The organism is Acidobacteriota bacterium, from assembly GCA_016208495.1.
Taxonomy (GTDB): Bacteria; Acidobacteriota; Blastocatellia; order Chloracidobacteriales; family Chloracidobacteriaceae; genus JACQXX01.
In genome coordinates this window covers 36503-52297 of sequence record JACQXX010000092.1, presented here as the reverse complement: position 1 = coordinate 52297, position 15795 = coordinate 36503, and the positions used below count along the sequence as shown (strand labels likewise).

The window sequence follows — 15795 nt, the reverse complement described above, 5'->3', positions numbered from 1 at the left end:
ATCTATCCTATTGATAAACAATAGGTTATTTCTTTCATCCCTCATCCTTCATCTCTCATTCCTTGTTCTATGCCGCATGACGGGAATCGGCGGCGGCCATGGCTTTGAGAATGCCGGTCGTCAGGCTGGTGCCGTTGAGTTTGGCTTCCAGCACAAAATGGCACGCGATTTGGAGTCTCATTGGGTGGTCTTTGGCGAACTCCAGAATGGCCTGTTTTTCTTCTTCGGTGAATTTGGGAACACCTGGACGCTCAATCGTGACAAAGTCGTGGGAGTCTTCTTCGTTGAACCGAAACAGGTAGGTGGTTCGGAAGATGTTGGAAAAGGCCGACACAATCGGGTTGCGTGGGTAAACCACTTCGTGGATGGGTTGTTCTGACGTAGCCACAAACGACAAACCCAATTCCTTGCTTGTTGCGATATGGCGAAGATCAAGATAGAAATCCTCATTGAATTCGGTTGGGAACCTGGCCACCGCTTCAAAATTATCAAGTAACAAGACCGGGCGTTTCCCAGATTTGCGCAATTGTTGAACCCGGTTCGCCAGTTGGGGCACTGACAACAGGGTTTCCATATTTTGCGGATCTTTGTATTTGGCAGCGCGAGTACGATCTCCCCAACCTGTTTCAGCAGCTTTTACAAAACCGGCTATTGTTCGGCAATCAGCTTCCTTCATATCAAGGTAGGCAGTGACATAAGAGGAATCCCACTCCTGGGCAAATCCATCAAGACAACGAAGCAAAGATGTTTTTCCGTACCCAGAACGTGTCGCAATAACCTGGCAGCTTGAGCCTTTGGCCAGAAGCGCCTTCAATTCTTCTTTCACCCGTTCGCGGTTGAAAAAATCGGCTGGATTGGTAATCGGCGACAGATAATTAAAGGGGTTTTGTGAAGACATTGTATTTTCACCTCCTGGGTTATGGTGTGGGTGGAAAGGAATCCAACAAACTACCTTGTGCTCGTTCATATCCCCACTGGTACAAATTCTCCTTATCAGTATCCGTCAAATCAAAGTCGGTTGTGCCAATTCCAAGAGTGGGTAGGTTAACGGGAGTGATATTTGGGGTATCCTCATTCAAAAGTTGTTCTCCGATTTTCTGGATTGTCCCAATAAGAGCCAAACTGAGTTCCCAGACGTTGGTTATCAAATCTGAGCTATCAGGTTCAAAACGAAATCCAAGGACAGGTAATGGCTCAATGTCTTGAACTTTTTTAAAGACCCAGGCTGGGAAATTACTGAGGACGCCGCCATCAACATACATTTCACTTCCACGTCGATACGGGACAAAGAAAAAAGGAATACTCATTGACATCCGTACTGCATCCGCAACATGCATTGTTTCATTGCGGTGGCTTTCAAAGGCTCGCACTTTCTGGCTGATGAGTTCAATGGTTACTACTTTGAGTGGAATGCCCGTTTTTTCAAGCAAATCATTGAATGTAGGTGATTTCCTCTTATTGCCAAAGATTTTCCAGGAAAGTTTTTCACGCATCCAATCGTGGAAATGGTCACCCTTATACAACCCCATCGCATTCCACGCTTTCGCGAAATTTGACCCTGGGATCCAGCCGGTTATGCCACTGGCAACCGGGTCCATAAAATCTTTGAAATCCTTTTCCATCAAGATGAGCCGCAGTTCATCAGCCGTGTATCCGGCTGCGACCAGTGACGCGACGATAGCCCCGGCGGAGGTGCCCGCGACGGCACGAAAGGTGAACCCAAGTTCTTCCGCTGCTTTGAGTGCTCCGACCAGGGCAATGCCTTTGACCCCGCCGCCTTCAAAAACGCCGTAAGCTTCGCGTGCCATTGCGTGACTCCGTCTGTGGAGCAAGGTGTTTTGGTGACACCTTGCTCCATTTTTTCTGGCGTGGTTATGAATGCGCGGCCATTTGCTGAGTTTCGGCTTCGTAGGCGGTCATTCGGCTTTGGTAGATCGGGAAGCGCGTGGTGAGTTCTTCGACGCGTCGTTTGACATCTTCCTGAACAGCAGTATTTTCAACATCCGCCAGGATTTCGCAGATCAGGCCGCCAACTAGCCGCATATCGTCTTCTTTCATGCCACGGGTGGTCAGCGCCGGCGTGCCGATGCGGATACCGCTTCCGACGAGCGGTGGATTCTTATCAAACGGAATCGTGTTTTTGTTGACGGTGATTGCGGCATGTTCGAGGACTTTTTCCGCGACTTTTCCTGTGATGCCCTTGCTGAACACATCCACCAGCAACAGGTGATTATCCGTTCCTCCCGACACAATCCGGAACCCGGCGGCGGCAATCGTTTCAGCCAGCACGCTGGCATTGCGCACGACCTGCTGTTGATACTCCTTAAAGGCCGGTTCGAGCGCTTCTTTAAAGCAAACCGCTTTTGCGGCAATCACATGCATCAACGGTCCGCCCTGAACGCCGGGAAATACCGAGCGGTCAATGATTTTGGCGTGTTCTTCCTTGCACATAATCAGCCCGCCGCGTGGCCCACGCAGGGTTTTATGAGTCGTGGTGGTCACAAAATCCATGTGCTCAATTGGGCTTGGGTGTTCACCAGCCACAACCAGTCCGGCAATGTGGGCAATATCCGCCATTGAGTAGGCACCCACTGACCGTGCAATTTCACCAATCCGGGCAAAATCAATCTGGCGTGGATAGGCGCTCGCGCCACAGATGATCATTTTGGGTTTGTGCTGTTCGGCCAGGGCCGCCAGCGCATCATAGTCAATCCGTTCCGTTTCCGGATGCACGCCGTAACTCACGATGTGGTAGGTAATCCCTGAAAAATTCAGCTTGTGGCCGTGCGTGAGATGCCCGCCGTGTGACAGGTCCATGCCCATCACCGTGTCTCCCGGCTTGAGTACCGACAGAAACACCGACATATTGGCCTGAGCGCCGGAGTGTGGCTGGACATTGGCGTGTGCGGCGCCAAACATCTGTTTCGCGCGGTCAATCGCGAGCCGTTCGGCGATGTCCACAAATTCGCAACCGCCGTAGTAACGCCGTCCAGGGTAGCCTTCGGCATATTTGTTCGTGAAAACCGAGCCCATCGCCGTCATCACGGCTTCGCTGGTGTAGTTTTCCGAAGCAATCATTTCCAAACCTGATGCCAATCGGCGGTTTTCATTGTAAATGGCTTCGGCGATCTCCGGATCCGTTGCCCGGAGCGTGCGGTGCATAAGTTCGTTCATTGTGGTGTGCCTTCCTCAAAAATTTAGTCAGTAGTCAGTAGTCAGTAGTCAGTAGTCAGTAGTCAGTAGTCAGTAGTCAGTAGTCAGTAGTCAGTAGTCGAGTGTTGGGATTTTGAATTGCCTGTCAAGTGTATTTGGTTCTATTTGAGTCATTTAGGGACAATTCTTTTCAAGAATTCCACAGATTTAACTATCCGGGTTTTATCTACTGACTACTGACTTATCAACTACTGACTATCTCTTTCTTTCACAGTGCAGGTGCCGTCTTCATTCCCGATGATGAGCGTGTGAGCCATCTGGATGAACAGGCCGACTTCAACCACGCCGGGCATCATTTTGATGGTTCGTTCCAGGGCTGGAGCATCAGTAATCGGGTAAAAATCGCAGTCCAGAATGTAGTTGCCGTTGTCGGTCACATAGGTTTTCGGTTCCGCCTCTTTGGTCTGGCGCAAGGTGTACTTGCCACCCAGAGCGGTAATGCGATGGGCGACGACTTCCCAGCCAAAGGGAACAACCTCAACTGGGAGCGGAAACTTGCCCATCTGCTCCACAACTTTAATCGGGTCAACAATACAGACCTGGCGTTTCGTCAACGACGCCACGACTTTTTCGCGCAAGAGCGCGCCACCACCGCCTTTGAGCATGTCGAACCGCCCATCAATTTCATCGGCGCCGTCAATGGTGATGTCAATATGGTCAATTTCGCCGAATCCAACCAGCGGAATCCCCAGGCTCTGGGCCAACTGAGCGGAGGCTTCAGAGGTTGGAATGGCCGTAATATGCAGCCCTTCGCTGACTCGTTTGCCTAAATGCTTGATCATGAATGTAGCGGTTGAGCCAGTTCCTAAGCCGACAACCATGCCTTCGGCAACCAGGTTTGCGGCATAAATCCCGGCCACTTCTTTCGGATTGTATGTGGTCATGACAGGAAAAATCCTTAATTTGTTGAATTGAGAGTCGTGAAAAAGAATTGACAGGATGTGATTTTTCGCTAGCGTTGGCACGCATCCTAGCGCAGTCATTTTGTGTCTGCAATCTGCAAAACAGAGGGTTGAGGGCTTGGGGCTGAGGGCTTGGTGTTGAGGAATGAATACACTCGAAGAACCCTGAACCCTGAACCCTGAACCCTGAACCCTGAACCCTGAACCCTGAACCCTGAACCCTGAACCCTGAACCCTCCTTCAAATTATGCGTGTTGTTGTTCAACGAGTTACCAGATCGGCTGTCGTGGTTGACGGTGTGGTTGTCGGTCGTTGTGGTCGCGGCCTCAATATTTTGCTGGGCGTCAAAATTGGCGATACCCGAGCCGAAGCTGAATGGCTGGCCAACAAAGTTGCCAATCTGCGCATTTTTGAGGATGACCAGGGAAAAATGAACCGATCCCTGCTTGAAATTCAGGGAGAGGCACTCGTGATTTCGCAATTCACACTTTATGGCGATGCTCGCAAAGGACGCCGCCCGGCGTTTACTGATGCTGAAGCTCCCGACAAGGCTTCAAAATTGGTTGATTTCTTTGTCGAAGTGCTGCAATCAATGGGCCTTCACGTTGAAACCGGCGTGTTTGGCGCGTTTATGGAAGTTGAAATCCACAATGATGGACCAGTCACGATCTTGCTTGAAAAAGACCCCGAAACCCTGAAACCCTAAATGAATTTCTCTGCTCTATGTCAATTTTGCTGAAAACCGCGCTGTTGCTGGCGCTCTCCAATGTCTTTATGACCTTTGCCTGGTATGGTCACCTCAAAAACCTGAACCATAAAAAATGGTATATCGCCGCCTTTATTAGCTGGGGAATTGCCCTGTTTGAGTATTTGATTCAGGTTCCGGCCAATCGGATTGGCCACACTGAGTTTACTGTTTCCCAACTCAAAATTTTGCAGGAAGTAATTGCGCTGATGATTTTTGCTCCATTTGCAATTTTCTATTTGGGGCAACCGCTGAAACTAGATTACTTGTGGGCTGGGCTGTGTTTACTCGGGGCGGTGTACTTCATTTTTCGCTCGTAAAGGCGTCGAGCGGAAGACATTAGGCTCAGGGCTGAAGAAGTCGGGCTGAGAAAACCAGGGCTTGGGGCTGAGGGCGGAAGATTATCGGGATGAAGAACTGGTTTTCTTTCATCCCTCATCCTTCATCCCTTTCTGTGCCCCGAAGCTTGCGAGACTTCAGCCCTGAGCCCTGGTCTTCAGCCCGAGGTTTTAAATTGCCGGAGCACGCAAAACAAACACATGACGTCCTCTTTACATGCTGTGCTAAGATGCCAGCGGCTGTCACTTCGGTTAGTTGTTCATTCCCTGAAAAAGAAAATATTCACAAACGCTCACGATTCACTTGTTGCGGTGACTGCAGGTTGAGGCCGTTTTTGTTTCCATTTGGATCAGCCACTGTACTTGATCAAGCCTTCTGATCCAGAGGTTGAGCCTCAATATGCCCACCAACACAGATGAATCCGTGCATCCTGCATCTTGCTGTGGACTTTGAATGAGGGTTGGCTATGGTCGCAAGCATTGAAAGCCTTTTGCGTGATCCGCGCATGGCTGGAGCGGATCAATTAGTTTTGCAAGCTGGGAAACATCCAATCGTCATGAATTCCTCTGGAATTACTGACCTGACTCGAACACAACTGAGTCCATTTGATATTTTTAAGCTCTTGTCCCCGATTATTCCGGAGGATAAAAAAGCCGCGCTGATGAGTCAGCCGACGACCCAGTTTCAGGTCAATGTTTCCGGCGCCGGCCCGTTTGACGTAACGGTATCGAAAGAAGGCGGGGCGATGAAAGTGACGTTCCGTCCATTGGGTGGCGGTCCAGTTGGTACGGCACCCGCGCCGGTACCCCCGCCGATGTCAGCACCCACTGCGCCACGTGCCCCCTCTGGCTATCCTTCCCCGGCGCCTTCAGGTGGCGTGGCCTATTCATCTTCCTCACCCCCAGGTGGTCTGGCACCACCATCCGCACCGTCCGCTTCGAGTTTTCGACCACCTCAGACACCATTACCAACACCGCCTCAACCTCCGTCGCATTTTTCACAGCAGCCGGTTCCGCCACCGATGCAGCCGCGGACCCCAACTCCGCCAGGTGGATTTTCCTCACCTCCGACCTTGCGCCCAACGACGACAAGCGGGCCGCGTCGTCAGGGGCCGCTGGAAATGGATAAATTTTTTCAAAAGCAGCTTGATCTCAAAGCGTCGGACCTGCATCTGTCCACCTCTGCGCCGCCAATGTTGCGGCTGGATGGGGATATGGTTGTCATGGAAGGATTTACCGATGCCCTCACGCCAGAGGACACCGAACGGATGCTGTGGGAGTTGATGCCCGATAAAAACCGTGAGGAATTCAGCCGCCGCAACGACACCGACTTTGCCTATGAGTATGGCACCATCGCGCGGTTCCGCTGTAACATCTTTCGTGATCGCAAAGGGATGGGTGGAGTGTTCCGGGTCATTCCAAGCAAAATTCTGACCGCCGAAACCCTGGGGTTGTCGCCTGAAATTCTCAAGTTATGTTATTTGACCAAAGGACTGGTGGTGGTTACTGGCCCGACCGGAAGCGGTAAGTCAACGACACTGTGTGCCATGGTTGACTATGTCAATCGCAACCGGAGTGACCATATCATCACGATTGAAGACCCGATTGAATTTACCCACGAAAACAAAAAGTGTCTGATTAACCAGCGCGAAGTCCACAACCACACGTCTTCTTTTAAAGATGCGTTGCGGGCCGCGTTGCGCGAAGATCCAGATATTGTCCTGGTCGGCGAAATGCGCGACCTGGAAACGATTGCGATTGCGATTGAAACGGCTGAAACCGGCCACCTTGTGTTTGGAACGCTGCATACTTCAACCGCACCGTCCACCGTGGACCGGATCATTGACCAGTTTCCGGCTGACCGGCAGGCACAAATCCGGGTGATGCTCTCTGAATCACTTAAAGGGGTCATTGCACAGACATTGTGTAAAAAGAAAGGTGGCGGGCGTATCGCCGCACTCGAAGTCCTGATCATTGATTCCGGGGTTTCCAATCTGATTCGTGAAGGGAAAACCTTCCAGATTCAATCGGCGATGCAAACTGGAAAGCTAAAAGGAAATGTGCTCCTCAATGATGCCCTCTTTGATCTGGTACGCCGTCGGCTTGTTGAACCGCAGGAAGCCTATATGAAGGCGGTTGACAAAGGTAATTTCGAAACCATGCTCAAGCGCGCCAATATGGACCTTTCATTCCTGAATCCTTCCGCCCAGCAGGGTGGCAATGCCAATTCATAGGGCTGAAAAATCCTCGGGCTTGGAGCGGAAGAAAGCGGGCTGAAGACATTGGGCTTGGGGCTGAAGAATTGGTTTTCTTTCATCCTTTATCCCTCATCCCTCATCCCTTCAATCGCCCTGAGCCCGAAATTTTCAATCCGAAGTCTTCTCTTCACTTGCAATCAAGAAATTTATAAAGGGGGAGTGCCCGTGTCAGAATGGATTAAAGTTGCAATGGTTGATGAAATCGAACCAGGGAAAAAGAAAGCTGTATCTGCTGGCGGGACTTCGATTGTCCTGGTACAGGTTGATGGCACTGTATATGCCGTCGAAAACGTCTGCTCGCATCAGGGAGCACCGCTTGTGACTGGGATCCTGAAAGGTAACTTGCTGATGTGTACCACCCACGGGTGGAAATTTGATGTGTGTACGGGCCATGTTGTTCGGGGCAATGACGACATCAAAGCATTTCCGGTAAAAGTTGAAGACGGAGCTGTCTTTGTCGAAGTGTAACTGAAGACTGAGGCTGAACAAACCAGGGCTTAGGGCTTAGGGCTTAGGGCTGAAGAAGTCGGGCTGAAGACTTGGGGTTAAGGGTATTGAGCCCGTTTTCTTCAGCCCCGAGCTTGCGAGTCTTCAGCCCTGGTTTCTTCAGCCCTCAGCCCGAGGTTTTTCAGCCCATGAATTTTCGTCCTCCCCGTAAAAGCCTTGGCCAGCATTTTCTTCGCGATCAACGTGTTGTGGATCGAATTGTGGCTGCTGCTGGTGTTGATAGCGAAACTCTGGTTCTCGAAATCGGACCTGGGCGAGGGGCCATGACTCAGAAACTGGTTACTGTTGCTGGAGGCGTGGTCGCGGTTGAACTGGATCAAGAACTGGCGGATTATCTTCGGATCACCTTTTCAAACACCCGATTTGTGATTCATCACGCTGATATTTTGAGTTGCAATCTCCCTGAGGTGCTCACTTCAGCCTGCACAGAATTGACATTCTCTCCCACCGTGACGCGTGTTGTCGCCAATCTGCCTTACAATCTGTCCTCTCCGATTTTGGAACGACTGGTCGCGCATCGCGATTTGTTTGCTGATATGACGGTGATGTTGCAACGTGAAGTCGTGGAACGCATTAGCAGCCGGCCAGGAAATAAAACCTATGGCTATTTTTCGGTTATTCTCCAGGCTTACTGTGAGATCAAACATCTGTTTGACGTCCCTCCAGGTGCCTTTTCTCCACCCCCCAAGGTGTGGTCATCCATTGTCAAACTCACTCCTCGGCCCGTGCCGCTGATTGCTCCACAACACGAAGACTGGTTTTTTCGAACGGCCAGTGCGGCGTTTAGCCAGCGGCGCAAGACCCTGAGCAATGCGCTGGCAGCTCTGATTCCAGGAGATCGTTCGCAACTCGACAACTGTCTACGCCAGGCCGGTATTGACCCACAACAGCGTGCCGAAACGCTTTCCGTCCAAGACTTTGCCCGACTGGCAGCCTGTTTGAATGACAAAGTGACAGAGTGACAGGGTGACAAAGTGACAGAGTGACAGGGTGACAAGGTGACAACGTGACAGGGTGAAGTAAAGGCGCTGTTGCTTTGAACCGCGCCCTCCTTCGAAAACCCCGAACCCAACCCCGAACCCCGAACCCCGAACCCCGAACCCCGAACCCCCTCTTTCCTATGTTCAACGCCATTTGGGTCATTTTTCATATGCGGTTGCTGGTTGCCCGAAACACCTTTTGGAGAGGTGGTTTGGGGCGAAAGGCTGGCGCCGTGTTTGTGATTGCCATTTCACTGGTCGGGGCGGTCACGGCGTTCTGGGTTTCAAAAAGTGTAATTGGTCTGACGGTCAAAGCACTCCACAATCCTCATTTTGATGCTGTTCTGGAGCGGACCGCCACTCGTGGGCCAGTCGAACTTCAACCCATCACAAGTCTTGATATTTTGATGGCATTGGAGGCGCTCCCGAGCGGGATCTTCTTTTTTGTGCTGGTCTTGTTGCTCTTAACCAGTGTGGTCAGCATTCTTTCGGCCCTGTACCTGTCAGGGGATATGGAGATGCTGCTGGTGGCTCCCGTCCCGATGCGAGCGGTGTTTGTGATCAAGTTTTTCAGCGGGTTACAGATGTCATATCTGTTATTGACCATTTTTCTGCTGCCGCTGGCCTGGGGATATGGCGTTGGAATGGACTTTGGCTGGCTCTATTTTGTGGTGACTCCACTGGTGGTGTATTCCATTCCGCTGCTGCCGGCTGGTCTGGGGGCCATTGGTGTCATGGGGATTGTCCGTGTCATTCCAGCCCATCGGGTACAGGAACTGGTGGCAGCCATTGGCGGGTTCATCGGGATTGTCATCTTTATGCTGTCGCAGCTTGCGCCTCGGGCAATTGGCCCACAACGCGCCCAACAGGCACTGGCTGCGATCAACTGGCTGGATTCGTGGATGCTCCCGTCGAGCTGGGCTGGCCGGACGCTGGTTGCGGCAGGGAACCATCACCCGGTCGCCCTGATTTTGTATGGAGGGCTCTTTTTTGGCGTGTCGGCGGGTGTTTTTCTGGTGTGTTTGTGGGTGACGGAACGGTTGTATTACACCGGTTGGTCAAACATTGCGGTTGGCGGGCGCCGCCGACCAGCAAAGCTGGTTACCTCTGACCAGTTACGACTTGAGACCCACGAAACTTTCCCAATCCGGCTGAAAAATGTGATCCTTCGGATCATTCCAGCCGGTTCACGAGCGATTGTATATAAAGACCTGCGGCTGATTATTCGTGATTTCCGCAATTTGCAGAATCTGATTATTCCGCTCCTGCTGGCACTTTTTTGGATGTACCAGCTTGTGACCGGAGATTTTGGCGTAAGTGATCATCGGGGTGACCTCGCCCGAGTTTTTCAGCGGATTGGCACAACCGGAATTACCTTCTTTCTGTGTAGCTCGCTTTCCGGTGCCCTCGGACCCGGAGTCAATCGCGAAGGCAAAGGGTATTGGCAACTCAAAGTGGCACCACTCTCAGCCTGGCAGGTGCTGTTTGGGAAATTCCTCCTGGCTTATCTGCCATACCCGGTGATTGGAACATTTTTTATCCTTTTGTTTTCGGCCCTGCGCCAAGGGAGTTTGACCGAGGTCCTGACTTCGCTTGGATTGATTTACGTGATTGGGATTGGCGCCACCAGCATCGTGATTGGTTTGCATGCCATCTTCCCAAAACTGGACTGGGAAAATCCACAGCAGCAGGCCACGGTGAAAGCCGGATGCTTAACCCCGCTCCTTCTTTTGACCTACATTGGATTTGCCTTTGCTGCCGTGATGGGATTTGCCGCGCTGGGGCAGGCTTTCCCCCAATTTGAAATCTGGTTGAATGTGCTTGGATGGGGATGTTGCCTGATTCTCACTGGCGTGGTTAGTTGGGGAACACTCGTCTATGCCGTTGAAAGTCTGGAACGATTGGAGGTTGAGCACTAATACCAACTTAGAATGAAGAATGAAGAATTGAGAATGAAGAATTGAGAGTGGCCTCAATTTCGCCCAAAATAACACCACTTTGTTGAAAGATCAGTATCGGCCAGGTCGAGACACACCTCGTGACCAGACAGCGGCCAGGTCATTGAGCGGAATCGAAATTCACCGAAATTGAGCCTTCGTGAGAACAAAACTGACTTCCATCTGGTCCTTTTCGTCCTTTATGTCCTTTATGTCCTTTCATTTGGTCTCAACCAACCGCATTTGTGACCAAAACTGGAGAAGAGGTCAATATTTAGGTCTCTCACCATTTGCTACTCGCTTACCTTGTTTCTTATGCAAATCATCTTCCTTGGACTTGGGTCAAATTTGGGTGATCGAATAATGTTGCTTCAGGCGGCGATTGAGCGGTTGTGTGCCCGCCCAGGAGTCGCTGGCCGGGTGGCTGGATGGTATGAAACGGAGCCGGTTGACTACCTTGATCAACCCTGGTTCTTGAACACGGTGGTGGAATTGACTTTTTCTGAGCCAGTTTCACCCTTTGGTTTTCTGGCTGACTGCCTGGCACTGGAAACTGAATTTGGCCGGGTTCGCACCGTTCCCAAGGGCGCGCGGACGCTCGACCTTGATTTGCTGCTTTGTCGAAATGCCCAGCACTATGTTACATGTGACGAACACCGCGACGGTGTCTGGTTGACACTGCCGCACCCACGTTTGCACCTGCGGCGGTTTGTTCTGGAACCGCTGTGTGATCTGTGCCCGGATGCGATTCACCCAGGGCTGGGCAAGTCATTTCGCACCTTGCTTTCCGAGCTTGAGGATGAGTCAATCGTGCGGCGGGTGGCAGACGATTTATTCTGCTGAAAGAAGTTGTTTTTCTGTGATGTCACGTCGTCCTTTGCACTCCTCTGGTCTTTTTCAGTTCAGCCGTCTCTGGCGAACAATTCGGCGAATACTGGTTGGGTTTGCCTGCTTTCTGGTTGTGACGGTTAATCCGGTGTGGGCACAGAAACCAGCTTCCCAAAAGCCGCCGGTTGCGCCGCGTCCGAAAAATGGGACGGAACTCACGCCTTCCAAACGTTCAACTCCCGCCCCAAAAACTGCCGAAGCCCAAACCGAACTCGAAGCCATCGAGGCTCAGTTTTCCAAAAAATCCTGTGCCGAACTGCTGGCTGAAGTCGGCAATGCCAATCCGCTGATTCGTCTGACCGCCGTTCGGTTTTTGAAGGATTGCCTCGGACCTGCCGAAACCCGTGACGAAGTCGAAAAAATATTGCTGGAGCAACTCAAGAACGATGCCTGGATGATCCGGGGCGAAGCGGCGTTCTCACTTGGATTTGGCACGGTTTCGCCAACCGTGAGCACGGCACTGGTTCAGGCACTCAAAGACGATCACTGGTTTGTCCGGGCGCGGGCGGTTCAGGCCGTGGGACAGCTCAAAATCCAGGCTGCCGTGCCCGATCTGGTTCAATTGTTTGGCAAAGAAGCCTGGGATACACGGGCGCGTGTGGTGTATGCACTTGGCCAAATCGGAGATTCGCGTCGCATTGACGTGTTATTGACGGCAATGAACAGCGAAGATGAAAGCCTGCGATTGGTGGCCTTACAGGCACTCAAAAACCTGCGTGGCGAGCGGGCAAAAAGCGCGCTCTTGCAGGCGATTGCCACCGAAAAAACCGTTGAAGGAAAACTCCAGCTTGTCCGTGCGGTTGGAAATCTCAGGCTGGCTGAAGCGAAAGATCAGGTGACTTCGTGGCGGGGTGAATCGCTTGAATTTGACCGGGAACTTACCCTGACACGCTACAAATTAGGTGAAACCGGCGAAACCGAGGCGCTCATTCGGGATTTTGGGCTGTATCCGATGGCGGTTCAGCAGGAATTGATTGTCGACTGGACAACGAAACGCGAGGCGCTGGCCGGACCGTTGATGTTGACCTTGTTGGCGGATACGGCTTCGCCACACCGACAGGCAGCGGCTTCGGCGCTTGAAGCGCTTGGAGAAAAAGTTCCAGTGCCCGGTTTACTCCAGGCGCTGGTGGATGTTGATCCACCGACGCGGGAAATTCTGGTCCGGATGCTGCGTGCCACCCACGATTCATCGCTCCCGGAACTCATCATTGTCCGGCTCAAAGAAGAGCCACCACCGCCCGAACGCGAAGCGCTGTTGACCGTGTTGGATGATTTCAAGACCTCACAAACGATTGATGCCTTGCTGGCAGCCCGCCTGGACGACAAGCAAAAGCCGCGTCAGGCCATCAATCTGGCGCTTGAGCGGTTCAATGTGACGCTCGAAGTGCTGGCTGGTCGGGCGGCGAATGCTGAACTTTCAGCCGAACAGCGCATTGAGGCCACGGCCTGGCTTGGGCAACTGGGTGAAGCCACTGCCGTGACCAAACTGACCGAACTGCTCAAATCAAGCGACACCCGGCAACGGCTGGCGGCTGTCGAAGCCCTTGGAAAAGTTGAAGATCGTACCGCGATTGATGCGCTGATTGTGAGTCTTGAAGACCCGGCGCCGGAAATCCGAACCGCCGCCAGAACCGGGCTTTCACGGTTTGGAGTGACTCCTGAACGGATGGTGGCTGATCTCAAATCGGAAAACTGGCAGATTCGCTATGAAGCGTTGCGGCTATTGAGCCAGCTTGGCGGAGCCGAGCAGAGTTCGGCGATTGTCCCATTGCTCAACGATCCGGAAAGTCTGATCCGGCGCACCGCAGCCACTGTGGTGGGTGGATTAAAAGAGACACGGGCGATTGAACCGTTGCTGGCACTTCTGCGCGACAGTGATTTGACCGTGCGGGCAGCGGCGGCTTCAGCCCTCGGGATGATTGGTGATAACCGGGCCGCCACCGGGTTGCTGGCAGCGTTGAAGACCACGACTGACGCCACCGTGAGCCTTGAAATTGCATCGGCACTCGCCAAATTGAAAAACACCCAGGCAGTGCCGGTTTTGTTGGAGATGATGCGCACGCCAAACTGGACCGCCCGGGCACAGGTGGCGCGGATTCTGGGGCCGTTTCGCGATCAACGCGCTGTGGCCCCACTGGTGGCTGCGCTGGATGATCCGTCGGCTGTGGTGCGGTACTACGCCCGGCAATCGCTGGTCCAAATTGGGGTTACTTCACCAGGGGAACTGGTCGGCTTGTTTGGCAAAGCCGATGGCCGCGCCCGATTTGGGGTGATGGAGGTCGTTCGCACGACAAATCTGACAACTTCGACCGAACAACTGTTGAGTTATCTTGAAGATACCCGCCTTCCGGTGCGGGCAATGGCGGCCTATTTAATCGGAGAGCTTCGTGATCCAAAAGCGACAGACCGGTTGCTGATGCGGCTTGAACTCGAAGACCGGTTTGCCGTTCGCTGGTGGTTGACTTTTGCGCTTGGAAATATTGGGGAACCGGCTCGGGAACCGTTGCTCAAGCTGGCGCGGCACAAGCTGACCCGTGTTCGGGCTGATGCCGTTCGCGCACTTGGCTTTATGCCGCCAACCGATGTTTCGCGTCAGGTGCTGCTGGCTGGGTTGGAAGATAAAGAAGATCAGGTGCGGACGGCGGCGATTGAAGCGCTTGGGCGGTCCGGAGATCCCACGGTCATTTCGTCGCTTACGACGCTATTGCTGACACCGGTGAAACTCAACAAGGACGGCATTCCTGAAAATCTGGTTCGCCCGGAAACGCTGGTCAATGCGCTGGTGACGATTGGGGAGCCGGGTAAAAAAGCACTGGTTGATGCGCTGACCCAAACTGATGCCCGACTGCGAATTTTGATCATTCACAAGCTTGGCGAAGACGCCGACCCGACAATCCTGCCGATGTTGATGGCGGCGCTCCGGGATTCAACGCCGCAAGTGCGCATTGCCGCCTTGCAGGAACTGGCCCGCCAGTCGAGCGACAAAGTGGTTGAATTGATGTTGGGGATTTTAAATGACGGGAATACCGATGTTCGCCTGGAAGCGGTCAAACTGCTGATTGCGTTTAATGATCCACAGGCGCTTGAAGGTTTGAAAACCCATTTGCAGCGGGAACCTTCGGCAGAAATCCGGGCGCTGATCGAGCAGAAATTGCAGACATAAGGAAGAGCTTGTCAGTACCACCTGAGTGAGCAGGTGGGTTGATGTACAGAGTTCAAGCTTTAGCTTGTCTTCTTCGAGCAAATCAGGCAACTCAATTTAAATCAATAACTTGAATACTGTGGAGGAAAAGGTTTCGCAAGTTGAAGCTTGAACGCTGTACAGAAATCATTTTCTGAAAGGCTATAAATGCAATTAGGGTTGTTCAAGTTTGGTGACACGGTCTTCGAGCCGGGTCACTCGCTGACTGGTACCGATTTGGGCTTGCACCAGCCCGCTGGTTGTTTTTTCCAACCGCTCGGCAATCAAAAGCATGGCGGTCACACCCTGTCGCATTTCATGAATTGCTTCCTGCATTATTGCCCGGTCCAGATCGGCCTGGATTTTCATTTCAGTCACTGAATTGGTCAATGCCGCCTGTGATTCTTTCAACAAATCAATATCCACGCTGAATTTGGCCTGTTGCGCGAGGATAAATTCCATTGTGCGTTCCATTTCTTCGTGAGTCATAGTTCGTCGCCTCGGAGTTCAGCGTTCTACATTGAGATAGTGTTATTTAACCTGAAATTTCTCTATTGCGGAAGGGTTGGATTTCACCCGGATGGGTGCTCTTTCTCTCTCTGCCACCTGCTGTAAGTTATTTTTCCGGTTTTGTCTATTGAGGCTCAGCAACTTCAACCACCTGGATCAAATTCAGAACCTGAATTTCGACCACTGAACCTGAACCGAGGTTTGTGAAGGAACCAAAAGGGCGGAAAACTGGAAAAACAATTTCACAAACAGGATTTTGAGGAAGGGGGGCTGTTTGCACAAAATCTAGGCTGCGCAGGTTGAGGAGGGCAACTGGGCAATCCCCCGGTTGCACCG

Annotated in this window: 13 protein-coding genes; 8 read left to right on the top strand and 5 right to left on the bottom strand. The window is 52.2% G+C overall.

The genetic code is table 11. The annotated features are described in order from the left end of the window. Positions 1–67: 67 nt before the first annotated feature. From HY774_19165 to rpiA, 4 genes are all read right to left on the bottom strand, one after another. The gene (locus tag HY774_19165) at positions 68–898 is read right to left on the bottom strand and encodes a hypothetical protein (GenBank protein MBI4750610.1); all 831 of its coding nucleotides are present in this window, start codon (positions 896–898) and stop codon (positions 68–70) included. 19 nt (positions 899–917) lie between these two features. Further along, a complete protein-coding gene (locus tag HY774_19160; protein MBI4750609.1) occupies positions 918–1808 on the bottom strand; it encodes a patatin-like phospholipase family protein in 891 nt (296 codons plus the stop codon). 64 nt (positions 1809–1872) lie between these two features. After that, complete coding sequence (locus tag HY774_19155; protein MBI4750608.1) at positions 1873–3162, bottom strand: serine hydroxymethyltransferase; 1290 nt, start codon at positions 3160–3162, stop codon at positions 1873–1875. Between the two features lie 239 nt (positions 3163–3401). After that, positions 3402–4097: a ribose-5-phosphate isomerase RpiA gene (gene rpiA / locus HY774_19150; protein MBI4750607.1), complete on the bottom strand. Its 696-nt coding sequence runs from the start codon at positions 4095–4097 to the stop codon at positions 3402–3404. 265 nt (positions 4098–4362) lie between these two features. Here rpiA and HY774_19145 point away from each other — a divergent pair, with 265 nt between their 5' ends. From HY774_19145 to HY774_19110, 8 genes are all read left to right on the top strand, one after another. Next, entirely contained in the window at positions 4363–4821 is a 459-nt protein-coding gene (locus tag HY774_19145; GenBank protein MBI4750606.1) for a D-tyrosyl-tRNA(Tyr) deacylase, read from the top strand. Positions 4822–4838: 17 nt separating this feature from the next. Continuing rightward, positions 4839–5180 carry a DMT family protein gene (locus HY774_19140; protein MBI4750605.1) on the top strand — a complete coding sequence of 114 codons (342 nt, stop codon included), beginning with the start codon at positions 4839–4841 and terminating at the stop codon, positions 5178–5180. A gap of 485 nt (positions 5181–5665) precedes the next feature. Next, on the top strand, positions 5666–7432 hold the full coding sequence (locus HY774_19135; GenBank protein ID MBI4750604.1) for a PilT/PilU family type 4a pilus ATPase: 1767 nt from the start codon (positions 5666–5668) through the stop codon (positions 7430–7432). A 189-nt stretch (positions 7433–7621) separates the two neighbouring features. Continuing rightward, positions 7622–7924, top strand: a complete 303-nt coding sequence (locus tag HY774_19130; GenBank protein ID MBI4750603.1) for a Rieske 2Fe-2S domain-containing protein — start codon at positions 7622–7624, stop codon at positions 7922–7924. A gap of 167 nt (positions 7925–8091) precedes the next feature. Then, a complete protein-coding gene (rsmA, locus tag HY774_19125) occupies positions 8092–8925 on the top strand; it encodes a ribosomal RNA small subunit methyltransferase A (GenBank protein MBI4750602.1) in 834 nt (277 codons plus the stop codon). A gap of 158 nt (positions 8926–9083) precedes the next feature. After that, on the top strand, positions 9084–10862 hold the full coding sequence (locus tag HY774_19120; GenBank protein ID MBI4750601.1) for a hypothetical protein: 1779 nt from the start codon (positions 9084–9086) through the stop codon (positions 10860–10862). Positions 10863–11195: 333 nt separating this feature from the next. Continuing rightward, complete coding sequence (gene folK, locus HY774_19115; protein MBI4750600.1) at positions 11196–11723, top strand: 2-amino-4-hydroxy-6-hydroxymethyldihydropteridine diphosphokinase; 528 nt, start codon at positions 11196–11198, stop codon at positions 11721–11723. 19 nt (positions 11724–11742) lie between these two features. After that, on the top strand, positions 11743–14931 hold the full coding sequence (locus HY774_19110; protein MBI4750599.1) for a HEAT repeat domain-containing protein: 3189 nt from the start codon (positions 11743–11745) through the stop codon (positions 14929–14931). A gap of 192 nt (positions 14932–15123) precedes the next feature. Here HY774_19110 and HY774_19105 read toward each other — a convergent pair whose 3' ends face one another. Next, positions 15124–15438 carry a hypothetical protein gene (locus HY774_19105; protein MBI4750598.1) on the bottom strand — a complete coding sequence of 105 codons (315 nt, stop codon included), beginning with the start codon at positions 15436–15438 and terminating at the stop codon, positions 15124–15126. Positions 15439–15795 lie beyond the last annotated feature (357 nt).

Excerpts from the sequence above, each read along its gene's own strand:
- HY774_19165 (MBI4750610.1), bottom strand. The coding sequence starts at position 898 with ATGTCTTCACAAAACCCCTTTAATTATCTGTCGCCGATTACCAATCCA.
- HY774_19160 (MBI4750609.1), bottom strand. The coding sequence starts at position 1,808 with ATGGCACGCGAAGCTTACGGCGTTTTTGAAGGCGGCGGGGTCAAAGGC.
- HY774_19155 (MBI4750608.1), bottom strand. The coding sequence starts at position 3,162 with ATGCACCGCACGCTCCGGGCAACGGATCCGGAGATCGCCGAAGCCATT.
- rpiA (MBI4750607.1), bottom strand. The coding sequence starts at position 4,097 with ATGACCACATACAATCCGAAAGAAGTGGCCGGGATTTATGCCGCAAAC.
- HY774_19145 (MBI4750606.1), top strand. The coding sequence starts at position 4,363 with ATGCGTGTTGTTGTTCAACGAGTTACCAGATCGGCTGTCGTGGTTGAC.
- HY774_19140 (MBI4750605.1), top strand. The coding sequence starts at position 4,839 with ATGTCAATTTTGCTGAAAACCGCGCTGTTGCTGGCGCTCTCCAATGTC.
- HY774_19135 (MBI4750604.1), top strand. The coding sequence starts at position 5,666 with ATGGTCGCAAGCATTGAAAGCCTTTTGCGTGATCCGCGCATGGCTGGA.
- rsmA (MBI4750602.1), top strand. The coding sequence starts at position 8,092 with ATGAATTTTCGTCCTCCCCGTAAAAGCCTTGGCCAGCATTTTCTTCGC.
- HY774_19120 (MBI4750601.1), top strand. The coding sequence starts at position 9,084 with ATGTTCAACGCCATTTGGGTCATTTTTCATATGCGGTTGCTGGTTGCC.
- folK (MBI4750600.1), top strand. The coding sequence starts at position 11,196 with ATGCAAATCATCTTCCTTGGACTTGGGTCAAATTTGGGTGATCGAATA.
- HY774_19110 (MBI4750599.1), top strand. The coding sequence starts at position 11,743 with ATGTCACGTCGTCCTTTGCACTCCTCTGGTCTTTTTCAGTTCAGCCGT.
- HY774_19105 (MBI4750598.1), bottom strand. The coding sequence starts at position 15,438 with ATGACTCACGAAGAAATGGAACGCACAATGGAATTTATCCTCGCGCAA.